The organism is Methylocystis sp. L43, from assembly GCF_015709525.1.
Taxonomy (GTDB): domain Bacteria; phylum Pseudomonadota; class Alphaproteobacteria; order Rhizobiales; family Beijerinckiaceae; genus Methylocystis.
In genome coordinates this window covers 46,306-73,222 of the sequence record NZ_JADNRA010000026.1, presented here as the reverse complement: position 1 = coordinate 73,222, position 26,917 = coordinate 46,306, and the positions used below count along the sequence as shown (strand labels likewise).

The 26,917-nt window shown below is 62.4% G+C and carries 33 protein-coding genes, 1 tRNA gene and 1 pseudogene; 15 read left to right on the top strand and 20 right to left on the bottom strand.

Going from position 1 to position 26,917, the window contains the following annotated elements; translation table 11 throughout:
- Positions 1–70 precede the first annotated feature (70 nt).
- From rlmN to IYX23_RS08245, 3 genes are read left to right on the top strand one after another with little or no spacing between them, the layout of a single operon-like run.
- Positions 71–1,252 carry a 23S rRNA (adenine(2503)-C(2))-methyltransferase RlmN gene (gene rlmN / locus IYX23_RS08255; RefSeq protein WP_196392440.1) on the top strand — a complete coding sequence of 394 codons (1,182 nt, stop codon included), beginning with the start codon at positions 71–73 and terminating at the stop codon, positions 1,250–1,252.
- Positions 1,253–1,600, top strand: coding sequence for a BrnT family toxin (locus IYX23_RS08250; RefSeq protein WP_348643640.1), 348 nt, complete (start codon positions 1,253–1,255; stop codon positions 1,598–1,600).
- The gene (locus tag IYX23_RS08245) at positions 1,581–1,865 is read left to right on the top strand and encodes a BrnA antitoxin family protein (RefSeq protein WP_196392439.1); all 285 of its coding nucleotides are present in this window, start codon (positions 1,581–1,583) and stop codon (positions 1,863–1,865) included. The genes IYX23_RS08250 and IYX23_RS08245 overlap by 20 nt, the downstream gene beginning before the upstream one ends.
- Here IYX23_RS08245 and IYX23_RS08240 read toward each other — a convergent pair.
- Together IYX23_RS08240 and IYX23_RS08235 are read right to left on the bottom strand one after the other, a co-directional pair.
- Positions 1,840–2,379 carry a disulfide bond formation protein B gene (locus IYX23_RS08240; RefSeq protein ID WP_196392438.1) on the bottom strand — a complete coding sequence of 180 codons (540 nt, stop codon included), beginning with the start codon at positions 2,377–2,379 and terminating at the stop codon, positions 1,840–1,842. The two genes, IYX23_RS08245 and IYX23_RS08240, sit on opposite strands and share 26 nt — an antisense overlap.
- A 16-nt stretch (positions 2,380–2,395) precedes the next feature.
- Positions 2,396–2,974, bottom strand: a complete 579-nt coding sequence (locus IYX23_RS08235; protein ID WP_196392437.1) for a YqaA family protein — start codon at positions 2,972–2,974, stop codon at positions 2,396–2,398.
- 131 nt (positions 2,975–3,105) lie between these two features.
- Between IYX23_RS08235 and IYX23_RS08230 the strand changes: the two genes are divergently transcribed.
- Positions 3,106–3,190 (top strand) — tRNA-Leu (locus tag IYX23_RS08230).
- 215 nt (positions 3,191–3,405) lie between these two features.
- On the top strand, positions 3,406–4,437 hold the full coding sequence (locus tag IYX23_RS08225; protein ID WP_196392436.1) for a hypothetical protein: 1,032 nt from the start codon (positions 3,406–3,408) through the stop codon (positions 4,435–4,437).
- Positions 4,438–4,609: 172 nt separating this feature from the next.
- On the opposite strand, the gene IYX23_RS08220 is transcribed toward IYX23_RS08225, so the two are convergent.
- Complete coding sequence (locus IYX23_RS08220; protein ID WP_196392435.1) at positions 4,610–5,374, bottom strand: hypothetical protein; 765 nt, start codon at positions 5,372–5,374, stop codon at positions 4,610–4,612.
- Between the two features lie 405 nt (positions 5,375–5,779).
- Between IYX23_RS08220 and IYX23_RS08215 the strand changes: the two genes are divergently transcribed.
- Positions 5,780–6,760: a transglycosylase SLT domain-containing protein gene (locus IYX23_RS08215; protein ID WP_246716583.1), complete on the top strand. Its 981-nt coding sequence runs from the start codon at positions 5,780–5,782 to the stop codon at positions 6,758–6,760.
- Positions 6,761–6,907: 147 nt separating this feature from the next.
- The gene (locus IYX23_RS08210; protein WP_018408588.1) at positions 6,908–7,108 is read left to right on the top strand and encodes a hypothetical protein; all 201 of its coding nucleotides are present in this window, start codon (positions 6,908–6,910) and stop codon (positions 7,106–7,108) included.
- Between the two features lie 4 nt (positions 7,109–7,112).
- Here IYX23_RS08210 and IYX23_RS08205 read toward each other — a convergent pair whose 3' ends face one another.
- The gene (locus IYX23_RS08205; RefSeq protein ID WP_196392434.1) at positions 7,113–7,595 is read right to left on the bottom strand and encodes a DUF2165 domain-containing protein; all 483 of its coding nucleotides are present in this window, start codon (positions 7,593–7,595) and stop codon (positions 7,113–7,115) included.
- 100 nt (positions 7,596–7,695) lie between these two features.
- On the opposite strand from IYX23_RS08205, the gene IYX23_RS08200 reads away from it, so the two are divergent.
- On the top strand, positions 7,696–8,400 hold the full coding sequence (locus IYX23_RS08200) for a glutathione S-transferase N-terminal domain-containing protein (protein WP_196392433.1): 705 nt from the start codon (positions 7,696–7,698) through the stop codon (positions 8,398–8,400).
- 42 nt (positions 8,401–8,442) lie between these two features.
- Entirely contained in the window at positions 8,443–9,126 is a 684-nt protein-coding gene (locus IYX23_RS08195) for an orotate phosphoribosyltransferase (RefSeq protein ID WP_196392432.1), read from the top strand.
- Positions 9,127–9,144: 18 nt separating this feature from the next.
- On the opposite strand, the gene IYX23_RS08190 is transcribed toward IYX23_RS08195, so the two are convergent.
- Positions 9,145–9,438: a peptide-binding protein gene (locus IYX23_RS08190; RefSeq protein WP_196392431.1), complete on the bottom strand. Its 294-nt coding sequence runs from the start codon at positions 9,436–9,438 to the stop codon at positions 9,145–9,147.
- An 81-nt stretch (positions 9,439–9,519) separates the two neighbouring features.
- Between IYX23_RS08190 and IYX23_RS08185 the strand changes: the two genes are divergently transcribed.
- Positions 9,520–10,164 (top strand): M15 family metallopeptidase, encoded by a 645-nt coding sequence (locus tag IYX23_RS08185; protein ID WP_196392430.1) that lies wholly within the window; start codon positions 9,520–9,522, stop codon positions 10,162–10,164.
- 34 nt (positions 10,165–10,198) lie between these two features.
- Positions 10,199–12,301 carry an ATP-dependent DNA helicase RecG gene (gene recG, locus IYX23_RS08180; protein WP_196392429.1) on the top strand — a complete coding sequence of 701 codons (2,103 nt, stop codon included), beginning with the start codon at positions 10,199–10,201 and terminating at the stop codon, positions 12,299–12,301.
- Between the two features lie 7 nt (positions 12,302–12,308).
- Here recG and IYX23_RS08175 read toward each other — a convergent pair whose 3' ends face one another.
- The 9 genes from IYX23_RS08175 to coaD form a co-directional block, all read right to left on the bottom strand.
- A complete protein-coding gene (locus IYX23_RS08175; RefSeq protein WP_196392428.1) occupies positions 12,309–13,508 on the bottom strand; it encodes a DNA methyltransferase in 1,200 nt (399 codons plus the stop codon).
- A gap of 3 nt (positions 13,509–13,511) precedes the next feature.
- On the bottom strand, positions 13,512–13,796 hold the full coding sequence (locus tag IYX23_RS08170) for a HigA family addiction module antitoxin (RefSeq protein WP_245434835.1): 285 nt from the start codon (positions 13,794–13,796) through the stop codon (positions 13,512–13,514).
- Between the two features lie 218 nt (positions 13,797–14,014).
- Complete coding sequence (tgt, locus tag IYX23_RS08165; protein WP_196392426.1) at positions 14,015–15,139, bottom strand: tRNA guanosine(34) transglycosylase Tgt; 1,125 nt, start codon at positions 15,137–15,139, stop codon at positions 14,015–14,017.
- Complete coding sequence (locus tag IYX23_RS08160) at positions 15,136–15,468, bottom strand: hypothetical protein (RefSeq protein ID WP_196392425.1); 333 nt, start codon at positions 15,466–15,468, stop codon at positions 15,136–15,138. The genes tgt and IYX23_RS08160 overlap by 4 nt, the downstream gene beginning before the upstream one ends.
- Positions 15,465–16,553, bottom strand: a complete 1,089-nt coding sequence (queA, locus tag IYX23_RS08155; RefSeq protein ID WP_196392424.1) for a tRNA preQ1(34) S-adenosylmethionine ribosyltransferase-isomerase QueA — start codon at positions 16,551–16,553, stop codon at positions 15,465–15,467. Before queA ends, IYX23_RS08160 begins: the two co-directional genes overlap by 4 nt.
- Before the next feature lie 90 nt (positions 16,554–16,643).
- Positions 16,644–17,354: a PRC-barrel domain-containing protein gene (locus IYX23_RS08150; protein ID WP_196392423.1), complete on the bottom strand. Its 711-nt coding sequence runs from the start codon at positions 17,352–17,354 to the stop codon at positions 16,644–16,646.
- A gap of 168 nt (positions 17,355–17,522) precedes the next feature.
- The gene (locus IYX23_RS08145) at positions 17,523–17,978 is read right to left on the bottom strand and encodes a peptidylprolyl isomerase (protein ID WP_196392422.1); all 456 of its coding nucleotides are present in this window, start codon (positions 17,976–17,978) and stop codon (positions 17,523–17,525) included.
- A gap of 125 nt (positions 17,979–18,103) precedes the next feature.
- Positions 18,104–18,655 carry a peptidylprolyl isomerase gene (locus tag IYX23_RS08140; RefSeq protein WP_196392421.1) on the bottom strand — a complete coding sequence of 184 codons (552 nt, stop codon included), beginning with the start codon at positions 18,653–18,655 and terminating at the stop codon, positions 18,104–18,106.
- A 9-nt stretch (positions 18,656–18,664) separates the two neighbouring features.
- Complete coding sequence (coaD, locus tag IYX23_RS08135; protein ID WP_196392420.1) at positions 18,665–19,189, bottom strand: pantetheine-phosphate adenylyltransferase; 525 nt, start codon at positions 19,187–19,189, stop codon at positions 18,665–18,667.
- A gap of 340 nt (positions 19,190–19,529) precedes the next feature.
- Here coaD and IYX23_RS20245 point away from each other — a divergent pair.
- Positions 19,530–19,751, top strand: a pseudogene (locus IYX23_RS20245) (LysM peptidoglycan-binding domain-containing protein); the annotation flags it as partial.
- A 65-nt stretch (positions 19,752–19,816) separates the two neighbouring features.
- Here IYX23_RS20245 and IYX23_RS08125 read toward each other — a convergent pair.
- The gene (locus IYX23_RS08125) at positions 19,817–20,413 is read right to left on the bottom strand and encodes a glutathione S-transferase family protein (RefSeq protein WP_196392418.1); all 597 of its coding nucleotides are present in this window, start codon (positions 20,411–20,413) and stop codon (positions 19,817–19,819) included.
- Positions 20,414–20,583: 170 nt separating this feature from the next.
- Between IYX23_RS08125 and IYX23_RS08120 the strand changes: the two genes are divergently transcribed.
- Entirely contained in the window at positions 20,584–20,820 is a 237-nt protein-coding gene (locus IYX23_RS08120) for a hypothetical protein (RefSeq protein WP_196392417.1), read from the top strand.
- 73 nt (positions 20,821–20,893) lie between these two features.
- Here IYX23_RS08120 and rlmJ read toward each other — a convergent pair whose 3' ends face one another.
- Genes rlmJ through IYX23_RS08105 form a run of 3 tightly spaced genes read right to left on the bottom strand, consistent with a single transcriptional unit; the run spans position 20,894 to position 22,952 of the window.
- Positions 20,894–21,739 (bottom strand): 23S rRNA (adenine(2030)-N(6))-methyltransferase RlmJ, encoded by an 846-nt coding sequence (rlmJ, locus tag IYX23_RS08115; RefSeq protein ID WP_196392416.1) that lies wholly within the window; start codon positions 21,737–21,739, stop codon positions 20,894–20,896.
- A gap of 4 nt (positions 21,740–21,743) precedes the next feature.
- The gene (locus IYX23_RS08110) at positions 21,744–22,451 is read right to left on the bottom strand and encodes a ribonuclease T (RefSeq protein WP_196392415.1); all 708 of its coding nucleotides are present in this window, start codon (positions 22,449–22,451) and stop codon (positions 21,744–21,746) included.
- A 24-nt stretch (positions 22,452–22,475) separates the two neighbouring features.
- Positions 22,476–22,952: a hypothetical protein gene (locus IYX23_RS08105; protein ID WP_196392414.1), complete on the bottom strand. Its 477-nt coding sequence runs from the start codon at positions 22,950–22,952 to the stop codon at positions 22,476–22,478.
- A 135-nt stretch (positions 22,953–23,087) separates the two neighbouring features.
- Here IYX23_RS08105 and IYX23_RS08100 point away from each other — a divergent pair, with 135 nt between their 5' ends.
- Both IYX23_RS08100 and IYX23_RS08095 read left to right on the top strand, forming a co-directional pair.
- Positions 23,088–24,404: an SGNH family hydrolase gene (locus IYX23_RS08100; protein WP_196392413.1), complete on the top strand. Its 1,317-nt coding sequence runs from the start codon at positions 23,088–23,090 to the stop codon at positions 24,402–24,404.
- 84 nt (positions 24,405–24,488) lie between these two features.
- Complete coding sequence (locus IYX23_RS08095; RefSeq protein ID WP_196392412.1) at positions 24,489–25,217, top strand: L,D-transpeptidase; 729 nt, start codon at positions 24,489–24,491, stop codon at positions 25,215–25,217.
- Between the two features lie 56 nt (positions 25,218–25,273).
- Here the strand turns inward: IYX23_RS08095 and IYX23_RS08090 are convergent, their stop codons facing one another.
- Positions 25,274–25,483, bottom strand: coding sequence for a hypothetical protein (locus tag IYX23_RS08090; protein ID WP_196392411.1), 210 nt, complete (start codon positions 25,481–25,483; stop codon positions 25,274–25,276).
- Positions 25,484–25,489: 6 nt separating this feature from the next.
- Positions 25,490–26,908, bottom strand: a complete 1,419-nt coding sequence (locus IYX23_RS08085; RefSeq protein WP_196392505.1) for a glutamate synthase subunit beta — start codon at positions 26,906–26,908, stop codon at positions 25,490–25,492.
- Positions 26,909–26,917: the final 9 nt, after the last annotated feature.

Genomic DNA, 26,917 nt, shown 5'->3' with positions numbered 1-26,917 from the left:
GTCGCGTCCGTGGCGACCTCAAAATATCGCGCATAAGCATGATATACAGAGGCGCTGTTCCGAGGACTTCATGAGCCTATCCGATCTATCCGCTGCGCCCACGATGACGCTTAAGCCTTCGCTCGCCGGGATGACCCGCGCCGAAATCGCCGACGCGTTGCGGACGCTCGGCCTGCCGGAGCGCGAGATCCGCATGCGCGCGTCGCAGATCTGGCATTGGGTCTACTTTCGCGGCGCGCGCGACTTTAACGAGATGCTGAATGTCTCGAAGGCGATGCGGGTCCAGCTCGCCGACGCCTTCGCACTGCGCCTGCCGGAGATCGTCGAGGAGCAGATATCCGTCGACGGCACGCGCAAATGGCTGCTGCGGCTGCAGCCGGTCGACGCCTTCGACAAGGGCGCCGAAGTCGAATGCGTCTATATTCCGGAAAGCGACCGCGGAACGCTGTGCGTCTCCTCTCAGGTCGGCTGCACTTTAAATTGCAGCTTTTGTCATACGGGCACGCAGCGGCTCGTGCGCAATCTGACGACCGCCGAGATTGTCGGGCAATTGCTGGTCGCCCGGCAGCGGCTCGGCGATTTTCCCGATCGCGAGCGGCCGACGGACGGGCTGGTGCCAGCGGGAGAAGGCGTGCGCGCGGTCTCCAACATCGTCTTCATGGGCATGGGCGAGCCGCTCTATAATCTCGACAGCGTCATGGCGGCGGTCGAGGTCATGGCCGACGGCGACGGGCTGTCGCTCTCCAAGCGGCGCATCACCGTCTCGACCTCCGGCGTCGTGCCGCAGATTGAGCGTCTGGGCGCCGAATGCGGGCCGGCGCTGGCGATTTCGCTGCATGCGGTGCGCGACGAATTGCGCAACGAACTCGTGCCGCTCAACAAGAAATATCCGATCAAAGAGCTGCTGCAGGCCTGCCGCGACTATCCCGGCGCGTCGAATGCAAGGCGGATCACCTTCGAATATGTGATGCTGAAGGGCGTCAACGACTCGCCCGCCGACGCCAAGGAGCTGGTCCGTCTCCTGAAAGGCCTGCCGGCGAAGATCAATCTCATACCCTTCAATCCCTGGCCGGGCGCGCCCTACGAATGTTCGGACTGGGAGACGATCGAGCGCTTCTCCGACATCGTCTTCAACGCCGGCTACGCCAGCCCGGTGCGCACCCCGCGCGGGCGCGACATTCTCGCCGCCTGCGGGCAATTAAAGAGCGAGACGGAAAAGCTCAGGGCGAGCGCCAGGATGGCGGCGGGGTGAGTGCTGCCGCGCTTGTTATCCTATTTACATTATTGTATATACAGGACTGGGATATCGAGCGTGGAATTCGAGTGGGACGCGAGCAAGGCGCGGCGAAACGTCGCCAAGCATGGCGTTTCATTTGAAATTGCACGACGGGTTTGGGACGATCCCCTGCATGTCATCCTCCCGGACCGTTTCGAGGATGGCGAAGAACGTTGGCATGCGATCGGCGTTGTTGGGGGAGTGGCGCTTTTAGTCGTTGTGCATTGCTACCCCCACGCAAACGAAGGCGAGCGCGTGCGGATCATCGGCGCGCGAAAGGCGACGCCTCATGAGAGAAGGCGCTATGAGCAAGAAGGAGTTTAGCCCCGAGGAGCTTTGCGAGCTTGAGAAGCTTGCCGCCTTGTCTGACGACAAGATCGATACGCAGGATATTCCTGAAGCGCCTGCCGAAAACTGGGCTTTCGCTCGTCGCGGCGCATTTTACAAGCCCGTCAAACAGCCAGTGAGTATTCGCATCGATGCGGACGTCTTAGACTGGTTCAAGCGCCATGCAGAGGGAAGAGGCTATCAGACAGAAATCAACCAGGTGTTGCGGCGCCATGTCATTGCGAAGGAGAGACAGCGTTGAACTTGCGCCGGTTAAACCGGTAAGCGCAACCCGCCAGCGCCGCCAGCGCCGCCGAGATCGCGACGTTCCAATTCGCCAGCGTCAGGCCGAAAATCCACAAGTTCGGCTCGTCGCAGCGCACGACCTTCACCGACTGAAGCTGCTTCATGAAGTCGGCGACCGATGGCGCGGTCGACAGCGGCCCGGAACAGTCGGATGGCCCGGCGAAAATCTTCCACTCGACGCCCGAATGATAGATTGAAAGTATGGCGTCGCCGGCGAAGAGCAGCGCCATCAGCAGGAAGGCCGCACGGGCCATTCCCCTCCGCCCTGCCTGCGCGGCGAAGGCCGCGAGCGGCGCGAGCGCCAAAGCCGCGTAATAGGGCACGCGCTCCTTGTAGCAGAGTTCGCACGGCAGATAGCCGAGCGACTCATAGGCCCAGGCGCCGCCGATCGCCGCAACGGCGGCGGCGAGGATGAGGAGCGAGGCGTTGCGCGGCTCGAAGATGCAATGAACGACGCTGCGCCACTCCATTCGACTGACTCGCACGCTAAAACATCTTCGCCGCGAGCGCGAAGCCGGCGACGACGATCACCGCCAGCGACGCGATGAAAAGTCCGAAGTGGCTTTCGAGCTTCGAGCGGATCGGATCGCCAAAACGATTGATCGCCGCCGCCAGCACGAAGAACCGCGCGCCGCGCGTCACCATCGACAGCACGATGAACAGCGGGAAATTATAGGCGAGAAGCCCGGAGACGATGGTCACGAGCTTATAGGGAATGGGCGTGAAGCCCTTGACCAGGATGAAGATCGCCCCCCATTGCGCGTAGAAGGCGCGCAGCGCCTCCATCTTCTCGCCGTAGCCATAGAGACTGATCAGCCACTGGCCGATCGTATCGTAGAACAGCGCGCCGAACGCGTAGCCGAGCGCCCCGCCCGCGACCGAGGCGATCGTGCAGATGCCTGCGAAATACCAGGCCTTCTTCGGCTCGGCGAGCGTCATCGGCACGAGGATCACGTCGGGCGGCACCGGGAAAAAGGAGCTCTCCGCAAAAGCGATCGCGCCGAGCGCCAGGGGCGCATGCCGGCTCGCGGCGAGCGACATGGTCCAGTCGTAGAGCTTTTTCATCTGTTTCCGGGGTTGGCGCGGCGCGCTGCCCGCGCATAGCACGTAAGCGTTGAAGAAAGAAGTTTCCCGGGTTGACGGGCGCCGAGGCGCGGCTAATATCCGCGCCGCTTCGCCGGCTTCCCGCCGGCCGGGCCCCTGTGGCGGAATTGGTAGACGCGCTCGACTCAAAATCGAGTTCCGCAAGGAGTGCTGGTTCGACTCCGGCCAGGGGCACCACTTAGTTTCAGTTCATCCTCAATATCAGCCAGTAATTATCAATTCGATGTGTCGGCCCTCGCCAGGCTTGGCTCCCATCGCGACGAGCGCGGAACGAACGCTCGAAAGCCGCGTTATAGGGACGCTCGCTTCCGCAAACGCGACCATAAGCTTTCGATCCGCCGAAGCGACGATTTCCCTAAGATGCTTCAAAGCTTGGCTGAGGGATTGTGCGCATGTACATGACGCCCATCGACTTTATCGATCTCGGGTTTCGCACCTTCATGCGCAACCCATTTTCCAGTCCCGAACAGATCTCGCTCCGGAAAGGGGAAAGTGACTTTCGCTTGTTGGGCGCGCGCGAGGGACTCGTGGTGACGCTCGGTCCGGAGACGTCCTTTTTTGATCGTCCCAGCAGGTCTGTTTGCCGATGGCCCGGAACACGCACCATTCCGCGTCAAAGTCCTCATTTCGTGCCGAAACGCTCCTGGATGATGAACGAGTTCGCCACATTCCTTTACGTGTTCTGCGGCGGCGGAGACGTGAAACTCAATCGGATCGCCACTTCCGAGAAGCAAAGAGAGATTTTGCTGACGGCTGGCGAAGGCAATGTCGTCGAGAAAATCGATCTGACGAAACTTGCAGGCGACAATTCGCTCCCGCTCCTGTTTCTCCAGCCTGCCTATCTTTGTTCATCCGCCAATGTCGTGATTGAATCCGTTCCCTGTGACGCATCGACCATGAGTTGGGCGCGAGCGCCTTATGTCCACAGAACACGCCCTGTCGACGATTCCTCGACGCCCGCGATCTTATGTCTTGCCGGCAAAACCATGATCTGGTGCGAACGGATCGAGCCTGGCGAGAGTCGGGACTACGCTCTGGGAAACGTCATTGCGACAACCGCCAATGTTGTTTCCAAACTGCGGCCAACCAGCCAAGCGCATCCCGAGGATCGCAAGGCCGCCACATCAAAACATGATCGCTCTCGAGCGAACGCAATCGTTTCGGCGTCCGCAAAGACGAGCCGCGATAGTTCGATCCGCGCGCGCCTGCGTGAGTGCGCCGCCGCCACGAAAATCCTCTTTGAATCGATGCGCGCCCGTGAAGGATTCTTTGTGTGCGAAGTGACCAATGAATCTGACGCGCCGGCCCATGTTTTTATCCAACTCAACAAAGGCAATTTTTATGGCGGCTCAGGGCTCGTTGGCATCGTGATAAAACTCGTCTCCAGCATCTTCCGTATGTCGCACTTGTCGCTGGGTCATTGATGGAGCCGCTTGAAGGCAGTCGACGCCAAGGGCCCGAGGGGTGAGATTCCCAGATGCTGTGACTATGCTCGCTTAAATAGGTCTTGGTCCGCCCCCGTGGGTGTCCTCTTACTGGCGACACCGCCGAATATGATAGAATCACTCAGACAAAATTGTCAGCGACTCCTCTATCCTACCGCCCGTAGGCGCCGAGCGGGCGCGGCGCGCCGGGCGCCTCCGGATATTTTGCCGGCTCGAACGCGTCGCCGCGACGTATTTTGGGGCGCCGCAGTCCCTCGCCGACTTTCACCGTCGCGGAGACGGTCGTCCGCCGCGACCCGCCTTGTTCGAGGATGACGTATTCGCTTCGCGGCGAACGCGCGCCGACTTGCTCCGAGGACGCGCCTGTCTGCGCAGGCTTGGCGGCCGCGTCGCGCCGCAGTCCCTCGACCTGACCTGACAGCGCGCCGATCGCGGAATTCGTTTCCGTCTTCATCGCGTCGATACGTTTGCCGAGAGTTTCGACAGCGTCGGCGCCGGGAGACGCCGCTTGCATCGAAGATCGCATCGCCTCCATCTCAGCGCGGAGCGCACGAATGTCCTCCTCCGTCTTCTGCGCGGTTCGCAGAGCGGCGGCGCGCTCGGCGTTTTCCTGCGTCGCCATCGTTCGGACGAGATCCGGCAAGGCGGAGACCGTCGGCCAAGCGGCCTCGGCGATGAGCCAGCCGGCGAGTGCGGCGGCGCCATAGAGCAACGCAGCCCAAAGAAGCCGTGAGCCGTGGATGAAAGCGCTTTTGAACGCCGGCAGCTGGCGTTGCGCGACTTTTGTCTCAGAACCAGCGGAGACATTTCCGGAGATCGCCGCGTCCGCGGACCCTACCTTCAGCTCCGGAACGTCAGCCGCCGGCGCCGCGGCAGGGCTGAGGTCGAGGGCGGCTAATCCCGTTTGCTCGGTCATGGCAAGGCCTCGAATTGGGGACGCATGACTTTTGAGCCTCACGCCGATTGCTTGAGAATGGATTAACGGTCTGCGCGACTTGCGCCGCCGCCACGCCAAGAATTCAAAAACCATGATTCAGGAAATAGATTTGATCCGGAGGAAAATCGTTCGTTCTTCGGGAATAAAAGCTTCTTCATGAGGGCTCCCGGCCCTTTCGCGAATTTGAAAGCCGATCTTCCTCAGTCACGTACAGGCTCGAAGCTGGCGTCAGAAGATTAAGGCGATTTTCGCAGCGCCGAAGCGCGGCGCCTTTCCCAGACCCGCGCAAGCTCGCTGTCTGAAGCATCGTTTACAATTTGATAACAGGATGCTGCTCCCCTCGTCTGCCATTGGATATTCGCCACACAAGCGAGGAGTGAGCTGATGGACGAGGCAAGCTCTTCAACTGAGACCTCCGACGAAGCGGTTACGCGAGCGCGCGAGGACAAAGCTCCGCCAACTCGCGCGGGGGCCGAAGCCGCAGTAAAAATTTCGGCGTGCGAACACGCGACATTGGTCTCTGACAGCGAGAGTTCAGACGCGGGAAGAAAGGTCGAGATCAGGATCAATCTCGGGTTCGACGACCAGACGCTGCAAAGCTTTCTGTCCTCTCTCAAAAACGCGCAAATACAACCGCAGACTTCTGAATATATCAGCCTGACCGCGCCTTATCGGGAAGAGGCTTGCGCCACGCGCAGGCAGGCCGGCGACGAACAAAGCGCGCGCGTTTCTCCAGTCGCTCTAATGCTGATCTTCGCCGTCGGATTCGGACTGAAACTGCACTTCCACGACGTTCATTTTCCAGTTTTTCCCGATCAGGCCGCCTCGTCGCTCAAGGCTCTGGTCGACAGGATCACCATGTCCGAGTCACAGGGAAATCCGGACGCTAGAAACAAGTTTTCCTCCGCGGCCGGACTGGGACAATTCATCAACGCCACATGGATGGCGCTAATCAAGAAACATCGTCCGGACCTCGCTGGCGCTCTGAGCGACAAAGAGATTCTCGACTTGCGCAAGGATCCTGAACTCTCTCGAGAAATGACGGCGCGCTATGTCGAGCAAAACACGTCGATCCTGATGAAGAAGGGTCTGCCGGTCACGCCCGGCGCGCTTTATCTCGCGCATTTCGCCGGACCGGGCGGCGCGGCGGCGATCCTGTCCGCGCCGGAAGCGGTCGATGCGGCGACAGTGATCGCCAGCGTCGACGGACAGCCGGGCAAAACCCGCGAAAAAATCGTCAATGGAAATCCCTTCTTGAAAGGCTTTACGGTGAAAGACCTCAAGAACTGGGCTCATCTCAAGATGCAGGGGATCAGCTTGGAGCTGGGCGCGACGCCGCAGGAGAGTTTGACGCAGCCAGATTGATCGCAACGTCAACGCCTCCGGGCCGCCGCCGCCGATCCGTCGCTGTGACTGAATCGCTACTTCCTGACCGTTCTTCGGACCCCCTCTCTTGATTTCAGCGCCGCTCTGCTTAATTCGCGACTGCGGCTCTTTCACGAGGACTTTGCAATGGCGGATGACAAAAATCCCATCGTTGAGAACAAACTGACCGACGAAAACCCCACCGTTAAAAAGAACAAATATCTTTTCGGCGGCGTCGGAGCCGTTCTCGGCGGTCTGACGGGCGTCGCGATCGGCGGCCCGCTCATCGCAGTCGTCGGGGCGGGACTTGGCGGTCTGCTCGGATACAATATGCTGAAGCGGTTGTGACGCGTTAATCGTCGCGCTGACCGAGAAACAGCATCACCAGCGCCGCGCAGCCGATGAAGCGGAACGCGGCTTGCTCGGCGTCTGGCCAGGACCGCCACATCTGGAACCATTCCCCGCCGACGGCCATGAAGCCGAACAGGTAGAGGCCGACGGCGAGCGCAAGACCCGCAATCGCAACATCCTTCGCGGCGTTGAACCGGGCCGCCTCCGCCTTGCGCCTCAGCAACAGCCGCCACACGCCCGCCAGAATGAGCGCGCCGGCGGAAAATTCCACCGCGATGATGAAGGCGTAAAACATCCGATGCAGCGTGGGACTGGCGATGGCGCGCCACTCCAGCGGGCTGCCGGCCGGCACTTGGGCCATCGACATCACACGGCTGACAATGTCGAAATTCGTGTCGTAGTCGGTCACATTGTTGATTGCGACGAGCAGAATGAGCGCGCCGAGCGCCGCCGCCAGCAAGATTTTCGAATATCTGATCAACATGGCGATCCACTCCCCGGCCCCAGCCTAGCATGACCTGAGCGATTGATCTTGCGACGCGAGGGCTTACAACAGAGTCTGGTCTCCCGTCGGACATGCGTCCATGATCGATCTTCATTATTGGCCGACCCCCAACGGCCACAAAGTCACGATTTTTCTCGAGGAAGCGGGACTCGCTTATCGGATCAAGCCCGTCGACATCACCAAAGGGGAACAATTCAAGCCTGAGTTTCTCGCGATTTCTCCGAACAATCGCATGCCGGCCATCGTCGACCGCGAGACGGCGGATGGCGGCGCTCCGGTCGCGCTCTTCGAATCGGGCGCGATCCTCGTCTACCTTGCCGAGAAGACCGGACGACTTCTTCCCGCGGACCTCCATGCGCGTGCGCGAACGCTCCAGTGGCTGTTCTGGCAGGTCGGCGGGCTTGGCCCGATGGCCGGTCAAAACCACCATTTCGCCAAATACGCGCCGGCGAAAATTCCCTACGCGATCGAACGCTACCGTAACGAGACCGGCCGGCTCTATGGCGTCATGGACGGTCAGCTCGCCAAGACGCCCTATCTCGCCGGCGAATATTCGATCGCCGACATCGCCTGCTATCCCTGGATCGTTCCGCATGAGGATCAGGGCCAGGATCTGCACGACTTCCCGCATCTCAAGCGCTGGTTCGAGGCGATCCATTCCCGGCCAGCGGTGGTCCGCGCCTATGCGGCCGGCGCGCCCTATGAGCGGACGCGTCTCGATTTCACGGCGCTGGAGCGCGAAATACTTTTCGGCCAGACCCCGGAGCGCGACGGCGCGAAATAGGCTATGGCTGCGCGGCTTTTTTGAGAAGGACACGCCGCATCCATGTCGAACGACCGCCAAACCGCCGCGCGAGAGACCGCCAAGGCGCTGATCGAAGTGCAAGCGGTGCTCGTGAATGTCGATAAGCCTTTCATAACCACCGCCGGCTGGGCGTCGCCGGTCTATATCGACATGCGCAAGATCATCGCCTTTCCACGGCTGCGGCGGCGCCTCGTGGATTTCGCGACCAGGACCATCGAGCGCGACATCGGCTATGAATCGCTCGACGTCGTCGCGGGCGGCGAGACGGCCGGCATTCCCTTCGCGGCGTGGATCGCCGACAGCCTCATGCTGCCGATGCAATATGTGCGCAAGAAGCCCAAGGGCTTCGGCCGCAACGCCCGCATCGAAGGCGATGTGATGGAGGGCGGCCGCGCCCTGCTCGTCGAGGATTTGGCGACCGACGGCGGCTCGAAGAAGGATTTCGTGCAGGCGCTGCGCGACTCAGGCCAGCGCTGCGATCACGTCTTCGTGTTCTTCTTCTACGATATATTCGCCGGCGCGCGCGAGGAGCTGGCCGCGCTCGGCATCAGCCTGCATACGCTCGCAACCTGGCGCGACGTGCTCGCCGTGGCCCGCGAGCACAAATATTTCCCCGATGACGCGCTCAACGAAGTCGAAGCCTTCATCGCCGATCCCGTCGCCTGGTCGGCGGCGCATGGCGGCCTCGCCAAGGCGAAGGGATAGCCGGCCGAAGCGGCGGTCTTAGCTGCAGCGGATAAATTCGCGATAAAGCCAGCCCAGCCGTTTGCCGCCCGGGCTCGCCACATAGGCCCAGGGCTTACCGTGATCGTCCTCGCCATAGCGCTGCACGATGATAGTCTTGCCGTCTTCAATAACGCCGATGACAGTCTTGCGCTGATCGTGGAGGGCGATCGAAGCGCCCATGGCGCCCGTCGCCTTGCAACGATCGCCAGCGAGCGCCGTCGCGCCCCATGCGATCGCGGCGGCGAGAGCGGCAAGAGTGAGGCCGGCGAAAGGCGCGAGTTTCTCGGACATCAAAGGCCTCCCGATTGCGTTGGAAAGACCTATAGTCGGGGTTCGGGAGCAGCGAATTGCGCCAACGCACGTGGAGCCGCCATGCGCAGAGTGATGTTTCTTTTTATCGGGGCGCTTTCCGCGCCATATGCGCACGCCGGCGAGCCGCCGCCAGGCTTCGCACGCCTGGCTGACGTTGCGCCGACCATCGTTCAGGAGATGCGCTATGCCGGCGCCGATAATTTCACCGGCGCCCCGGTCCCCGGCTATGAGGCGCCGCAATGCTGGCTGCGCACTGACGCCGCCAAAGCGCTGGCCGCCGCGCAGAAGGATGCGCGCGCGCGCGGGATTTCGCTCGTCGTCTACGATTGCTACCGACCGCTGCGCGCCGTTTCGGCATTCGTCGACTGGTCGCGCAACGCCGACCAGCGGACGAAGACCGAACATTATCCGCGCCTCGCCAAGAGCGCGCTGTTTCCCGAGGGCTATATCGCCGAACATTCCACCCATTCGACGGGATTGGCCGTCGATATCGGCGTTAAAGGCTGGGATTTCGGCACGCCATTCGATTTTTTCGATACGCGCTCATGGACGAAAGCCAAAACCTCAAAGACGGCGCGGGCGCATCGCGACGCGCTCGTGACGCTGATGCGCCGCCACGGTTTTGAAAATTTTCCGCGCGAATGGTGGCATTTCACTTACAAAGGCGCGGACGGCGCGCCGAGCTACGATGTCGAGATCAAGTGACCCGTTCCGCGCCGGCGAGCTGAACTGAACCTTCATGCGTCCTTCCCTGCTCGACCCCTTCTTCGGTCGCGTCGCCGCACTGCCTGGCGTTGGACCGAAAACCGCCAGGCTGTTCGACCGGCTGCTCGCCAAGCCGGGGACGGAAGCGCGCCTCGTCGATCTGCTTTTTCATCTTCCGTCGACCGTCATAGACCGCAGCGTGCGGCCCACGATCGCGGCCGCGCCGCTCGAGACGATGGTGGTGTTGAAGGCGCGCGTCACCGAGCATCGTCGCCCTCAGGGCCGATATTCGAAATCGCCCTATCGCGTGCTCGTCGAGGATGACACCGGCGATGTCGAACTCGTGTTCTTTCTCGCCAACCCCGACTGGATCGAACGCAGCCTGCCGCTTGGCGCGACGCGCTGGATTTCGGGACGCATCGAGCTTTATGACGGGCGCCGCCAGATCGTGCATCCGGACCGCGTGCTCGACGAAGCCGGACTGGCGAAGCTCCCCGCATTTGAAGCCGTCTATGGCCTCACCGAAGGCCTGCAGGCGCGGTATGTCTTACGCGCGACGGAAGAAGCGCTGACGCGCCTGCCGAACCTTCCAGAATGGCAGGACGCCAGCGTTCTCGCCGCCAATAAGCTTCCCGCGTTTGCCGAGGCGCTGCGCGCCGCGCACCGGCCGGCAAGCGCCGATGCGCTCTCGTCGCAGCATCCCGCCCGTCAGCGTCTCGCGCTCGATGAATTGCTCGCGAGCCAGCTCGCGCTGCGCCTCATTCGCGCCAAGATGCGCCGCCCTCCGGGTCGCGCGCACAAGGGCGACGGCCGCTACGCCCGAGCGATCGAATCCGCCCTGCCATTTCGCTTAACGCGCGCGCAGCAGCGCACGCTCGACGAAATCCGCGCCGATCTTGCGTCGGAACAGCGCATGCTGCGGCTTGTTCAGGGCGACGTTGGATCCGGCAAAACTGTCGTCGCGGCGCTCGCCATAGCGAGCGTCGCCGAGAGCGGCCGGCAAAGCGCCTTGATGGCCCCGACCGAGATCCTCGCGCGGCAGCACTATGATCGGCTTACGCCAGCGCTCGCGTCCGCGGGACTGCGCGTCGCGCTGCTGACAGGCCGCGCTAAACCGAGCGAGCGCGCAGCGCTCCACGCCGCCATTGGAGTGGGGGAGGTCGACGTCGTCATCGGCACGCATGCTCTCGTGCAAAGCGATCTCGCTTTTCACGACCTCGGCCTCGCCGTCGTCGACGAGCAGCATCGCTTCGGCGTCGAGCAGCGGCTGGCGCTCGGCGCCAAGGGCGACGCCGTCGACGTGCTGGTGATGACCGCGACGCCCATCCCGCGCACGCTGGCGCTGACCGCCTTCGGCGACATGGATTGCTCGGCGCTCGACGAAAAGCCGCCCGGCCGCACGCCGATCGCGACGCGCGCGCTACCGGCCGAGAGAATCGACGAGGTGATTGGCGGCTTGCGGCGCGCATTGGCGGAGGGCGCGCGGGCCTATTGGGTCTGTCCGCTCGTCGAGGAAAATGAGGAGTTGGACCTCTCCGCAGCGCAAGCGCGCCATGCGGATCTCTCGAAGCTTTTCGGAGCGGCGGTCGGCCTCGTTCACGGCCGCATGAAAGGCGGCGAGAAGGACGCTGTGATGGAAGCCTTTCAGCGCGGCGAGGTCAAAATTCTGGTCGCGACCACGGTCATCGAAGTTGGCGTCGACGTTCCGGAAGCGACGATCATGGTCATCGAGCACGCCGAGCGCTTCGGCCTTGCGCAGCTGCATCAGCTGCGCGGACGCGTTGGGCGCGGCTCGGGAAAATCCTCATGCCTGCTTCTGTACAAGGGCCCGTTGAGCGACGCGGCGAAGGCGCGGCTGATGATCATCCGCCAGACTGAGGACGGATTTCGCATCGCTGAAGAAGATCTGCGACTGCGCGGCGAAGGCGAAATTCTCGGCGTGCGGCAGGCCGGTCTGCCAAGCTTTCGGCTCGCCGACCTTTCCGCCCACGCGCGTCTCCTCGCCGTGGCGCGCGATGACGCCGAATTGATTCTGCGTCGCGATCCCGAGCTTGCGAGCGACAGAGGCCAGGCCCTGCGCGCCCTGCTCTACCTCTTCGAACGCGACGACGCCGTGCGCCTGCTGCGCGCCGGCTGATGCGACGTCAAAAGCGACGCGCGATCACGATTCGGTTGCTGTTGACGCCCTTCACATTGTTGGCGACGCCCCAGCAATTGCTGGTTTTCGTGAAGCTTTGCTCATTGACGAGCACGCCCAATCGCTCGAACGGGAGATCGTCGAGCGCGCGCCAGACCAGTTGTTCGAGCGGCAGCGCCCCGCCCCTGACCTCGCCAACTTCATAAGCGACGTGACCGCCCGGCTTCACGACACGCGCCAGTTCTTGGAAAACGTTGCGAGTCATCGCGCGCCAGTCTTCCGGCGCGCGAAGTTGCGAGAGGCGAATGCTTTCGACGTCGATTCCCGCAAACCAGTTGCGCAGCCAATTGTCGCCGCGATAGTCGACGACGTCGAGAAAAGGGGGCGACGTTACGACGAGATCGACTGTCGCATCGGCGATATGCTCCAAACGGGCGGCATTCGCCACGACGAGTTGCGCGTCGCAGGCAGCCGGCGCGTCCTCCGCCAGAAGCGCGCGCGATTTCTTGAAAATCAGCTCGGCGATATCGCGCCGCGGCGGCGATTGTGCGCGACGCGCATTGATCTTCAGTTGCGCCTTAACGGAAACGGCCTGGTTCGGCGGCATCGTATAGACTGAAAAGAATCCCGGCGAGTGGCCGGTCAATCGATTGAGCGCCACCATGCGAATCCAGCCATCCACGGCGTCGAGGCGGCCATCATTTGCGCGGATCAGCAAATAACGGCGCAGCGCGCATATCTGCCGCAGCGTCTCAGCGTGGTAAAACGCGAGAAGGTCTTCGCGTTCAACCTCGCCGCGCCCCCAGGGCGCGGCCGCAAGCCGCGCCTCGATATCGCAAAGCGCAGGCGGCCGCAGCCGCGGGCGCGTCAGCAGCAGCGACAGCGGATTGGCGTCAGAGCCGATGGGCGTCCGCCCCATCAGCGCCGCCTGCAGGATGGTCGTGCCGCGGCCCATGAAAGGATCGCAGACGACGTCTCCCGGCTGCGTCAGCCGATCGATGAAAAAAGCCGGGAGCTGCGGCTTGAAACAGGCGCGATAGCTGATCTCATGCAGCGGATGCGCGCGTCTTTGCCCGGCGGTCCAAAAGGCGTTGATGTAATAAGGAACGCCGTCAGCGACAACGGCGCGGGTCGCCGCGCCGAATTCTGCGGACCAAAGCAGGTCGTGAAAAAATTCCGTTTCCGCGAGCTTTTGAACTGCGCCCATGCTTCAGTCGCGCTGACGATCGGCGAGGCTCGGCAATGACTTGATCCTCGCTCCGGCCGCGCGGCGCGCGAGCGAAAGCTCATATTGCGTCTGCAACTCGAGCCAATCTTCGGGCTGGACGCCAAACCAGTGTCCGAGTCGCAGCGCCGTATCGGCGGTGACCCCCCGCTGGCCATTAATGATCGCGGTGACCCGATTCACCGGCACGTCGATATCACGCGCCAGATCCGACGCGGTCAGGCCGAGGTCCTGCAGATGACGGGCAAGAATTTCGCCAGGATGCGACATCCCATTCTCCATCGACGCCAGTTTGGATTTTGACGGGCGCGCGCGAACGCTCTCGCGTCGCAGATGCGTCTGCCGACGAGCATTTGCTGGCGCTTCCAGCCGAACGCCGATCAAAAATCTTCTGGTGAGCTCTTCATGGTAGCGGCCCATGCTCCGCCCCCGCCGAATATTGTTTTCGTAAACCATATTATCTGGTCCGTAAACTCGGCTGAGGTGACTTAAGCGCTTTCGCCCTCGATCCATTTGGCGCGCGTCTCGGCGATGAAGTCGGCGAGGCGCCCGGCGCCGATGGCCACGCGCAGGCCTGCCATCAGCTCCTGATAATAGGCGACATTGGCCTGCGTCAGCAGCATCATCCCGAGGATTTCCCCTGCCTTCACGAGGTGATGCAGATAGGCGCGCGAATAGTCGCGCGCGGCGGGGCAGGATGACCGCTCGTCGAGCGGCCGCGGATCGTCGGCGTGGCGCGCATTGCGCAGCGTCACCCGTCCGTGGCGGGTATAGGCGAGGCCGTGGCGGCCGGCGCGAGTCGGCATCACACAATCAAACATATCGATACCCCGCGCGACGGCCTGAACGATGTCGTCAGGCGCGCCCACGCCCATCAGATAACGAGGTTTTGATTCGGGCAAATGCGGGGCGGTCGTCTCAAGCATGTCGAGCATCACGTCCTGAGGTTCGCCGACGGCCAGACCGCCGACGGCGATCCCGTGGAAATCCATGCCGGCGAGCGCTTGGGCGCTTTCGATCCGAAGCCGCTTCGACTCGCCGCCTTGCACAATGCCGAACACCGCCCGGCCCGGGCGTTCGCAAAACGCCTTACGTGAACGCTCGGCCCAACGCAGCGAAAGACGCATGGCGCGTTCGGCCTCTCCTTCCGAACATGGCAGGCGCACGCATTCGTCGAGCTGCATCTGAATGTCCGACCCGAGGAGATCCTGAATTTCCATCGAGCGCTCGGGCGACAGGTGATGTCGCGAACCGTCGATATGCGACTGGAAGGTCACGCCGCTTTCATCGAGCTTGCGCAGCTTCGCAAGCGACATCACCTGAAAGCCGCCGGAATCCGTCAAGATCGGATAGGGCCAGCGCATGAATTCATGCAATCCGCCCAGCCGCGCGATCCGTTCTGCGCCCGGCCGCAGCATGAGATGATAGACATTGCCGAGCAGAATGTCGGCGCCCGCGGCGCGCACGTCTTCAACGAACATCGCCTTCACCGTCGCCGCGGTGCCGACCGGCATGAAGGCGGGCGTACGGATTGTTCCGCGCGGCGTAACGATTTCGCCTTGACGCGCAAGGTCGTCGGTCGCGAGGACAGAAAAGGAAAAACCCTGCGTCACTTGTTGTCCTTCGCGCCGAGTACGGCGAGCTTCACGATGCGATAGCGGCCGCTGTCGCTTTCATTGAACCACACAGAGAACTCTGACCCGACCTTTATCGTCGCTTCGCGCAAGTCAGATCGCCAGCTCTCTCCAACACCGAAGTCGATTCGTCCGTCGCGCCGTAGAATGAATGGACGCAGGCCATCGGCGTCGAGAGCAAATGCGCCGAAAAGATCCCATGTCGAAACGATGCGCGCATCGTCAATCCGCGCATCAATGGTCATCGGCGCTTCTTTCGGATCGTCGCGCCACAGCGCTACAATGCGCACGTCTCGGGCGGCGCTCATTTTTCGCAACGCTGAAGCAAGCAAGCGTCGCCGTAGGAATAAAAGCGATAGCCGCTTTCGATGGCATGCGCATAGGCGGCCTTCATGCGCTCGAGGCCGGCGAACGCGGCGACCAGCATGAACAGCGTCGAGCGCGGGAGATGGAAATTGGTGAGCAGCATGTCGACAGCGCGGAAACGGTAGCCGGGCGTGATGAAGATCCGGGTGCGCGCACCATAAGGCGCAAACCGTCCGGCGTCGTCCGCGGCGCTTTCCAGCACGCGCAGCGCCGTCGTGCCGACCGCGACGATGCGCCCGCCTCCCGCCCGCACCTCGTTCAGCGCCTGCGCCGTTTCAGCGTCAAGTCGCGCGAACTCCTCATGCATCCTGTGCAGGTCCGTGTCCTCCGCCTTCACGGGAAGAAAGGTGCCTGCGCCCACATGCAGCGTCACGCGGTAAAGACGAACGCCGCGCGCTTCGATCGCTGCGAGCAGCTGCGGCGTGAAGTGGAGGCCGGCGGTCGGCGCGGCGACCGCGCCCGCTTCGCGCGCGAAGATCGTCTGATAGTCACTTTCGTCGCGCGCGTCGGCCGAACGCTTGCCGGCGATATAAGGCGGGAGGGGCATGACGCCCGACTGTTCGATCGCCTCGTCCAACGCCGGTCCGTGAAGCTCGAAAGCGAGCGTGATCTCGCCGTCTTCGCCTTTCGCTTCGACGCGAGCGTTAATCTCAGCCTTTCCGATCTCATCGTCTTTCGCGCAGCCTCGGCGCGCGAAGCGAATGCGATCTCCCGTCGTGAGCTTCTTGGCCGGGCGCATCAGCGCGCGCCAGCGGGAAGCGTCCAGCCGTTCGATCAGCGTCGCTTCGACATGGGCGCTCAACGCGTCTCGAAAGCGCCGACCGGAAAGCCGCGCGTGAATGACGCGCGAGTCGTTGACGACGAGCGCGTCTCCCGGACGAAGGTAATCCGGTAGATCGAGAACAATCCTGTCCTGGAAGGATCCGCCGGCCGGAACGACGAGCAGACGCGCGCTGTCGCGGGGATCGGCGGGCCGAAGAGCGATGCTATCTTGCGGAAGGTTGAAGTCGAAGAGGTCGACGCGCATAAGGAGCTTGCAAAAACCATAAGCTCCGTCAGGTCAAGCCAGAACGGTCGGCGGCGCCGATTGCCGATCAACCGGCGCCGCCGCGAGAGCTTATTGGTATGAGCCGACGCGCCGGCGACGCTCGTCGAATCGGAACTCCGGAGCGTTCCGCAGATCGTCGCTAGTCGTGTTCACAACCGCTTCGACCTCGCCATCTTCGTTCCGGGAAACGACCATTGATGACGGGTCAATCGCGATATGGCGCTCGCCGATGCCGAGGAAACCGCCGACGCTGACGATGACCGCGCGCAAATTCCTGTTATTGTCGAAGATGACGTCCTCGATCTCGCCGATGTCGTCATTCTGCAGATTGCGGACATCGCTGCCGATCAGCTGCGACATGCGCATGTCGGTAGGTCCGAGCCTATAAAAAATCACGCGGGCGGAGCCGAGCTGCTCCAATTCGCGCATTTCAGCGGCGGATCGTCCTCTCGTCGTCTGCCGATCCCTGCCCGTGCGGTCCATGCCCGTGCGGTCCATGCCCGGCTGGCTGTCCTGATCGCGCATCCGTTCGCGCGCGGCGCTGCCTCGCCAGCTCGGCGCGGCGTCGTCATCGCGACCCATCTCGCGCCAGCCGCTGCGAGATGTCGTATCCTCCGCATCCTTGACGGCTTGGCCCGGCTTTTCCTGCTGAGTGCTGCGAGACTGAGTCTGATTTTTGCTGGAACTCGCGCCCGTGCGATCGCGCGCTGCATTCGCTGTCACGCTGGCGGAAAGCGCGATCGCCGCTACTGTAGCGATCAACAACTTGAGCGATTTCATCGGATACTCTCCACTGTTCCGCTCGCCCGTCTCGGCGAACGATACTTTGCAACCAGCGTCTGGAGAGATAGTTCCGAATCTCGCGTCGAACTCAGGTCTTTACTGCACATGCGCCCAAGGCTGCGGGCGCATGCTTGAACAGAAGCTCGACGCTGCAGAGTTACTCGATCAACCCAACGTCGCCTTAACGATCTTGTCGGGATCTTTCACCGGTTCGCCGCGCTTGATCTTATCGACATTCTCCATGCCGGAGATCACTTCGCCCCAAACCGTATATTTGTTGTCGAGGAAGCGCGCATCATCGAAGCAGATGAAGAACTGCGAATTGGCGCTGTCGGGGCTTTGCGCGCGGGCCATCGAGCAGGTTCCGCGCACATGCGGCGTGCTGTTGAACTCTGCCTTGAGGTCTGGATATTGCGACCCGCCCGTGCCCGTGCCGCGCGGGCATCCGGTCTGAGCCATGAAGCCGTCGATCACGCGATGGAAGACGATGCCGTCATAGAAGCCCTCCGAGACGAGCTTCTTGATATGCGCGACATGATTGGGCGCGAGGTCCTGACGAAATTTGATGACGACCGGCCCTTTCGTCGTCTCAAGCGTCATGGTGTCGGCGGCTTCGGTCATTCTGTTTCCCTCTCCACTTGTCTAAAAGCCGGTCCTTCACGCGCTGCAACCGGGCATGGCCCGGCTGTTTGCGGAGGGGGCGGCTACGTTATGCCCGACAAGCGCGGACATAACGCATTTGGATCTCAGCTCTCGTCGCCAGCGACGCGCATCTTGATGATCTTGTCCGGATTCTCGACCATACCGTTATTGGACTTTGAACCCTTCTTGATCTTGTCGACGACGTCCATGCCGGAGACCACCTCGCCGAATACGGTGTATTTGCCGTTGAGCTGCGGCGCGTCTGCATAGACGATGAAGAACTGCGAATTGCCGGAATTGACGTCGCCGCCTTCGCGCGCCATTCCAACTGTGCCGCGCTTGAACGGCGTATCCGTAAACTCGGCCTTCAGATCCGTATAGCGCGAACCTTGCATTCCGGTGCCGGTTGGATCGCCAGCTTGCGCCATAAAGCCGTCTATGACGCGATGGAAGACAATACCGTCGTAGAAATGCTCCTTCGCGAGCTTCTCAATACGCTCGACATGCTTGGGCGCGAGATCAGGCCGCAGCTTGATGGTGACGCGGCCGTCCTTCGTGTCGAGGTAGAGCAGACGATCATCTGCCGCGCTGGCAGGCATGGCGCTAAGCGCGGCGGCGGCCGCAGCGGCAAGGATGAGACGGCGCGTGAAATTCATGAAGCCCCCCTATTTGTTGCCGCGCCTTTTGACGGCGCGTTCAAGTGCGGCGACGGAGGCGGCCGGCGCAAAGGCCGACACGTCGCCGCCAAGCGCCGCGATCTGGCGCACGAAGGTTCCGCTGACATGGCGTAGCCCTGGCGAAGCTGGCAGGAAAACAGTGCGAATGTCGGGCGCGAGCGTCCCGTTCATCCCCGCCATCTGCATCTCATAGTCGAAATCGGCGCTGTCGCGCAAACCTCGTAGAATGGCGCAGGCGCCGTGCTGGCGCGCCGCCTCGACGACAAGACCGTCAAAGCGCGCGACCTCGAATGCGCAAGATGCGCCCAGTCCGGCGCAGGCGGCGCGAATGACCGCCGCGCGCTCGTCGAAAGAGAGCCAGGGCTCCTTGCCGTGGTGCACGCCGATGGCGACCACGATCTTATCGAACAGCGCCCCACCCTGCCCCATCACGTCGAGATGGCCAAAGGTCAACGGGTCGAAACTCCCGGGGTAAAGGGCGGTCCGCACGGTCGCTACGGGGGCATCTGTCATGGCGAGGGGTATAGGAGATTTTGCGCGCTTTCGCGAGACGGCGCGCCTTTCGCCGCCATAACCCGCTGCTGGCCGGCTAGGATTGCTCGGAAGTCGCGCCCTAGCGCTGCCTTTCGGACACGCCTACACTCGCGAGTTGCGAGCGGAGCGCTACAATAGATCAGTCGCATCCGGCGTGAATGGCCGGACCTACGAAGGAGACTCCAGCATGGGACTTTTGGATTTTCTGACCGGAAAAGGCAAACCGGGGCCTGCCCCAGACGCGCTCAAGAAAACGGCCGCGGCTACCCCTAAGGTCGAAGAGAAGCCCGCAGCCGCAGGGTCGTCCGCTACAGAGACCTTCTACGTCGTGAAGCCAGGCGACACGCTGTGGAAGATCGCCGAAGAGCATTACGGCGCCGGCAAGGGCGCCAAATATATGGAGATCTTCGAGGCCAATCGGCCGATGCTGACGGATCCCGACAAAATCCAACCGGGTCAACGACTGCGCATCCCAGACGCACAGACTGGTCCCTCGGCTGGGGGCGAGTGGAAGCCGCCAAGCGAAATCGCCAGCAAATAGGCTGACAGCTTCGCTTCTTGGCAGAGCAGATCTCCCGGACAGGCGCCATATGCGCTGGGGCCGAATTAGACCTTCGTCGCGTCGAAGGCCGGGACGGCGCGTGCAAATTCCGTAAGCCACGAGACGAGACGCTGGTGGTTCTCTCGCCATGCGCCAGAGAAACGCAAATCAAGATAGCCAAGCGCACAGGCGACCGCGATATGGCCGATGTCGACCGAACCGGCTGGCGGAGCGGCGTCGAGCGCGCCGAGCGCCCGATCGATCTTGCCTTGCTGAAGCGCGATCGCTTCCTCGTAACGCAATGCTTCTGGGCGGTTAAAGGTCTCATAGCGGATCAATAGAGCGGCGTCATTGATCCCGTCGCCGAGCGCTTGCAGCCGCAAGGCCGCGAAGCGGGCCATCGGTTCGGTCGGAATAATCCGCCCGCCGCCGGCGAGATGATCCAGATATTCGGCGATGACGCGACTGTCATGCAGCGACGATCCGTCCTCCATAACCAACGTCGGGATTTTACCGAGGGGATTTTGACGCCGCAGACTGTCGGCGGGATCGGCCGCATCGGCGGCTACGATTTCGATCCTTTTCGACAAGCCGAGCAATTCGGCGGCGATTCGGATCTTCCTGGCGTAGGGCGAAGCGGGAGAATAACGCAAGATGAGCATGGCCGCTCCTACCATCGGATTACGAAACCAACAACGGCGTTATGGGGACCATCAACCTTGGGGACTCCGCGAGATGGACTTGATAAGCGCGCATATTGGGCCAGATGTCGAAAGACCGACCATGCATGACGGCGCAGCAGTTCAAGTCCTGCTGGCAGGGAGAGGTTAAGATGGAACGACGCACATTCATTACGGCGCTGCTCGCCGGCCTTGGCGCGACTGTCGTCGTGTCGCAAGCGCAGGCGCTTCCTGGTCTGGCGCCGCAAGAAGGAGTGACTCCCGCGCGCCCCGAACTCGGCGTCGCCACGCCTGAAGACATGGAGAACGCAACGATCGAAAAAAGCTGGTGGCGCCGCCGTCGATATTGGCGGCGAGCTCGGCGTCGTCGTTGGCGCCGCCGCTGGTGAGCGCGACAATGCGCTCCTGAGTTTGAGTTACTCTTCCGAGGCCGGCCAAAGCCGGCTCGGAAACTTGATCAGCTCATTCGCCCGCGAGCCACGCAATCTCGCAGCCCGCGCCTTCGCCTTGCGCCATCCGTGCAGCGAGGAAGGCAAGGAGCGTTCGCGCCTCTGCTTCGAACACGAATGGCGGATTGACGACCGCCATTCCGCAGCTGCGCAATCCCTCTCCATTTCCGCCAATGCGCAACGAAAGCTGCAGGATGCGGCGTATGCCGCTTTCCCTAAATCTGCTTTGGAATTTTCGAACGTCCCGATCGCTCTTTGCGGGATGCCACAAGGCGTAAATTCCAGAATTCCACTTTGCATATGATTTAATGAAGGCGTCAAAAGCGGCCTCGAACTCGTCCTCGCGCTCGAAAGGCGGATCAATCAACGCGATCCCGCGCCGCTCCTTCGGCGGGACATAAGCGCCTAGCCCCACATAGCCGTCGATATGAATCGCCTTAACGCGCTCGTCGCGTGCGAACCGGCGACGCAGCGCCAAGAAGGCGTCAGGCCGCAGCTCGCAGAAAATGGCGCGGTCCTGCGAGCGCATCAATTTCTGCGCGATCGCCGGCGAACCTGGATAGAGCGCGGGCTTTCCCTCGTGATCGCGCGACCCGAGACAATCGATGTAGGGCGCAAGCAGCGCGCGAACTTCCGCACTCGCGCCGGAAAGATCAGCGAGACGTCCAACGCCGCCGCGCCACTCGCGCGTGCGCTCCGCCTCCTCCGCTGAAAGATCATAGGCGCCCTCTCCTGCGTGCGTATCGATCACGCGAAACGGCGTCTCCTTGCGCCTCAGATAGACCAGGAGGCGCACAAGCAGCGCATGTTTGAAGACGTCGGCGAAATTGCCGGCGTGAAACCCGTGGCGATAGTTCATATGGCTACAGCGGCGCCGGCGCGCTGATTTCTCGAACGTGGCAACCGCGCTGCGCAACGGCAGGACAGGCGCGAAACTCGCGCAGGTCCTTGGACAGGCAGATGCGTACGCCGTCCATGACGCCCCGGCGGCAGGACACCGCCATCATGCCGGGCCGCAGCCGAGGATTGGCTTCATAGAAGGCGCGCTCGACGTCGATCGGCGTAAAGGTCTGGTCGCGGGTGGGCTTGACGAAAAGCGGCGGGATGGCCAGGGCGGCGTGGGCGCGCGCCACGTCGGCGAAATAGTCGCTCGGGCTTTTGCCGCTGCAGACTCCATGCTTGCGCCACTCGTAACGCGCCAGCCGCTCGTCGGGAAACAAGCCTGCCGCTTTTTCGATCGCGACGCGCGATGGAGAGCGCGCGCCCGGACATTCGCTCGGGACGCCGCTTTCATACTGCGGCCAAAGCCCGTGAACGACGAAGCCGAGTCCCTTTCCCGGCTCGCATTGGTCGCGCGCGCCTTCGACGCCTAGGCAGAAGCCGGGCGACCAGCTGAGCGCCAGCACGTAGAAGTCGAAGTCATGCGCCGCGCCGACCCGCGAGGCCGCGCGATTGGCGCAATCCTCCGCCGTGCAGTCGCCTTCCTTCGCGATAGCGCCGAAAAATCCGCCTGACGCCACCGCGCCGACAATGAGCGCCCATGCGGCGCAACGAACGAAAACTCTTCTCATTTCAAAAGACTCTGCAAAAGGACGCTAAGGCCCTGCGGCTCGACAATTAGGACTGAACGCATGATTGCGGTCCAGCCCGACGACGCACCATGTCACGCCAGGTCCCGCGCCGATAAAGCCCAAGGATTCTCCAATATTGTAGACGACCTCGCGTCTTACGCCGTCGTTAAAAAGCGCCAGTGCGCGACAATAGCGACGGGGAATATAGCTCAGGCCGTTGTTGCGGGCGCCGATGTCCTCGACGCCGTCAAAGGCCACAATGACCAGAGGCGAATTCCAAAACCAGGCTTCTCTTGCAGCAAAACCCTTGACGACTTCGTTGAGAATCGTCGGATCGATGCAGTAGGGCGTCAGGCCGGAGTAAGGTAGAATTCGAAATTCGGCCGGCGGGTTTTCCTCGCGTGCGGGCTGGGCGGCCGCCGTGGCCGCAGCAAGCGCGAAAAGCGCGGTCGCGGCGGCTCGCGTCCAAACTCGGCCAGATCCCCGGTTACGGCGCCGCATCTCGCTTCTCCTATATCCCAATTGCTGACGATTGACGCCAAAACCGCTCCATGCGTCAAGGCTATGCGGCACACTATTAAGCGAAGAATCGCAACAAGGATGCCAAGACGTTCGGGACGCGCTATAATGGCGGCTATGTCTAGGAGCGTACAAACCCTGCGCCGTATTATGGCGCTCTTTCTTGGCGCATTGTTGACGAGCGCGACGCCCGGCGCGTCCTTCGCGCAGGACCCCTTTACGGAATTCTTTGGCGGCATCTTTGGCGGCCATCCGCAGCATGGCTGGGGGCCTCGCGGCGAGCCAAGAGTGCGACGGATCATGCCGCACCGCGAGAATCGCGCCCCGACATACTGGCACGGCCAGACGGACAATCCGCGACGCGCGGCGAAGCGTACGGACGGCGCCGCCCCCGACCAGGCTCAGAACACGGCCGTTACCCAGCCGACGTTCTTTGTCGCGACGATCGGCGACACCCTGGGACTGCTTCTCGCCAACGGCCTGAAAGACGGGTTTTCGGATCGCCCCGATGTCGCCATTCTTCGAAAAGGCCGGGAGAGCAGCGGTCTCGTGCGCGAAGACTTCTACGATTGGCCCAAGGCGGCGAAAGAGATCGCCGCCGACCCGCAAAAGATCAATGTCGCCGTCGTCATGCTCGGCAGCAATGATCGTCAAGCGATCCAGCAGGGCGAAGAATCAATCGAGCCGCTGTCGCCGCGCTGGCGCGAGATCTACGCAGCGCGGGTCGACGCGGTGATTGCGGCTTTCAAGGAAAAGAATATTCCGGTCATTTGGGTCGGTCTGCCGGTCATGAAGAACGAGCGCCTGTCCGCCGACATGGCGCAGCTCAATGAAATCTTCAAGGCGCGCGCGGCCCACGCCAATATTCCCTATGTCGATCTCTGGGACGCGATGACCGACGAACATGGGCAGTACAGCGCTTTCGGGCCGGACATCAACGGCCAGATCGTCAAGCTGCGCTCTGCGGACGGCGTGCACTTCACCAATGCCGGCGCGCGCAGCGTCGCCCATTTCGTCGAAGGCGAGATCAAGAAATATTACGACGCCTCTCGCCAGCAGGCGCCAGTCGCTGGCGCGCCGGCGACGCCCCAGCCCGAGGCGGCGGGTGCGACTCCGCCCCAGCAACCAGTGGCGGTGGCCCCAGCGGACGGTCAGCCGATCGTATTCCGCTCGCCCGTCGGCGGGCCGTCGGCGGCGCCGAGCTTGCCCGAACGACCTGCCGTCGGCCCGACGCAGCAACTGACGGGCGCCGGAGCGGCGACAGAGCTCGCCAAGCGAACCCCGGCGGGCAAAGCCGCGGCGGACGCCGGCACGCCCGCGCAGGCGCTCGCGCGGCATGTTTTCGTCGAGGGCGGGGATCAGAATCCGCGCAGCAATCGCGCCGACGACTACAGCTGGCGCCCGGCGGCGAACGCCCCTTCTCAGCCGCGCTAACGATTTGTGCGTTCGCGCACGGAACGCTTTTCGGTGGTTTTGCATTCTCTCTGCACGACAGAGAAAAATTGTGGAGCCGCCGTCATGTCCCGCCGTGAATTCAACGCCAGCCGCTTTCTGAAGGTCGCCGCCGTCGCCGCTTTCGTGGGACTTTCGTCTTCCGCCGTATACGCGCAGGAAAGCTCCTTCATGGCGCTGTTTGATCCGCCAGCGAGCGCGCAGGAGATGACCGCGTCCTACTATGACGCGCGTGAGCAGCAGGCCTATTACGGCGGTCAGGATCAGCAGGCCAATTACGGCGCGCAGGACCCGCAGGCCTACTACGGGGATCAAGAAGACGCGCGGCTCGCGCGCGAATATCCGACCACGACGCGCGAGATCGTGCAGGACCCGACCAATGAGCGTCCTGGCACCATCACCGTCGACACAAACAACCGCTATCTCTATCTGTCGCTGTCGAACGGACAGGCCGTGCGCTACGGCGTCGGCGTCGGCCGCCAGGGCTTCACTTGGAAAGGCCGGACGCACATCGGCCGCAAGGAAGCATGGCCGGATTGGACGCCTCCGGCGGCGATGTTGAAGCGCCGTCCAGATCTGCCGCGCCACATGACGGGCGGCGAGGACAACCCGCTGGGCGCGCGCGCGATGTATCTTTTCTCGGGCAATCGCGACACGATGTTCCGCATCCACGGCTCGAACGAGCCCTGGACGATCGGACAGGCGGTTTCGTCGGGCTGCATCCGCATGCTGAACAATGACGTGACCGATCTGTTCAACCGCGTGAAGGTGGGCGCCACGGTCGTCGTGCTGTAAGCCGGCTCTCTGTCAAACGAAAGGCCCCGGTTTCCCGGGGCCTTTTCTTTTGCGCCCTATTCGAGCGAGCAAGAGAACACGAGATTGGTGAGCGCCGAAAAGATCAATTGGATGCCGAGCCAAACGCCGATCAGCGACCAGGCGAGCTTGTATTTCCCGCGGCCATAGAAGAAGGCCCCCAAGAGCGGCACGATGAGAAGGTAAAACTGCCAGGGCGTGCTGACGAAGGTATCACAATACCAGAGATTTAGCTTTTCACTGACCATTTACTCTCACCTTGGCAGATTGGTTTCGCCCATCAGGAATTCGTCCACTGCGTGGGCGCATTGGCGTCCCTCGCGAATGGCCCAGACGACGAGCGATTGTCCGCGCCGCATGTCTCCACAGGCGAAGATCTTGTCGCGAGACGCCTGGTAGGCGCGCGTGTCCGCTGCAACATTGCCGCGCGAATCGAGATCAACCCCGAGCGTTTCAAGCAGGCCTTCGCGCACCGGCGACACAAAGCCCATCGCGAGAAGCACGAGATCGGCCTTGAGCCTGAAGTCGCTCCCGGGCTCTTCCTGCATTTTCCCGTCGACGCGCACGCAGCGCAGCGCCTTCACCGCGCCTTCCGCGCCTTCGAATTCGCGCGTCAGCACCGAAAATTCGCGCGAGGAGCCCTCGTCGTGTGAGGAAGACGTGCGCAGCTTCAGCGGCCAGTCGGGCCACGTCAGCAGCTTGTTTTCCTTCTCGGGGGGAAGCGGCATAATTTCGAGCTGGGTGACCGAAAGCGCCCCTTGGCGCACCGAGGTGCCGATGCAGTCTGAGCCGGTGTCGCCGCCGCCGATGACCACGACATGTTTGCCGGTGGCGAGGATCGGCTCGTTGGTTGACAGCGGCTCACCCGAGACCCGGCGATTTTGCTGCGGCAGAAAATCCATGGCGAAGTGAACCCCGCGCAATTCACGGCCCGGGATCGACAGATCGCGCGGCTGTTCGGCGCCGCCGGCGAGGACAACGGCGTCATGGCCTGCGACCAGATCGGCGGCGGATAGATCGACGCCGACATGAACGCCGCAGTGAAACACCGCCCCTTCCGCCTCCATCTGCTGAACGCGGCGGTCGATGAGGTGCTTCTCCATCTTGAAGTCGGGAATGCCGTAGCGCAGCAGGCCGCCGGCCTTTGCTTGCCTTTCGTAGACATGCACGTCATGGCCGGCGCGCGCGAGCTGCTGCGCCGCCGCAAGTCCCGCCGGCCCGGAGCCGACGACGGCGATCTTCTTGCCTGTCTTGCGCTTGGGCGGCTCGGGAACGACCCAGCCCTGCTCGAAGCCACGATCGATGATCGCGCATTCGATGGTCTTGATGGTGACCGGCTGGTCTTGGAGGTTCAGCGTGCAAGACGCTTCGCAGGGCGCCGGACAGACGCGGCCCGTGAACTCCGGGAAGTTGTTGGTGGAATGGAGATTGACGAGCGCGCGCCGCCACTCGCCATGGTAGACGAGGTCATTCCAGTCGGGAATCTGATTATTGACCGGACAGCCGTTGTGGCAAAATGGAATCCCGCAATCCATGCAGCGCGAGGCTTGGCTGCGCGTGGTCTCGTCCGACAAGGGGATGACGAATTCGCGATAATGGCGAATGCGGTCGGCCGCCGGCTTATATTTGCGGTCATGCCGGTCGATCTCGAGAAACCCGGTCACCTTACCCATCTTATCGCG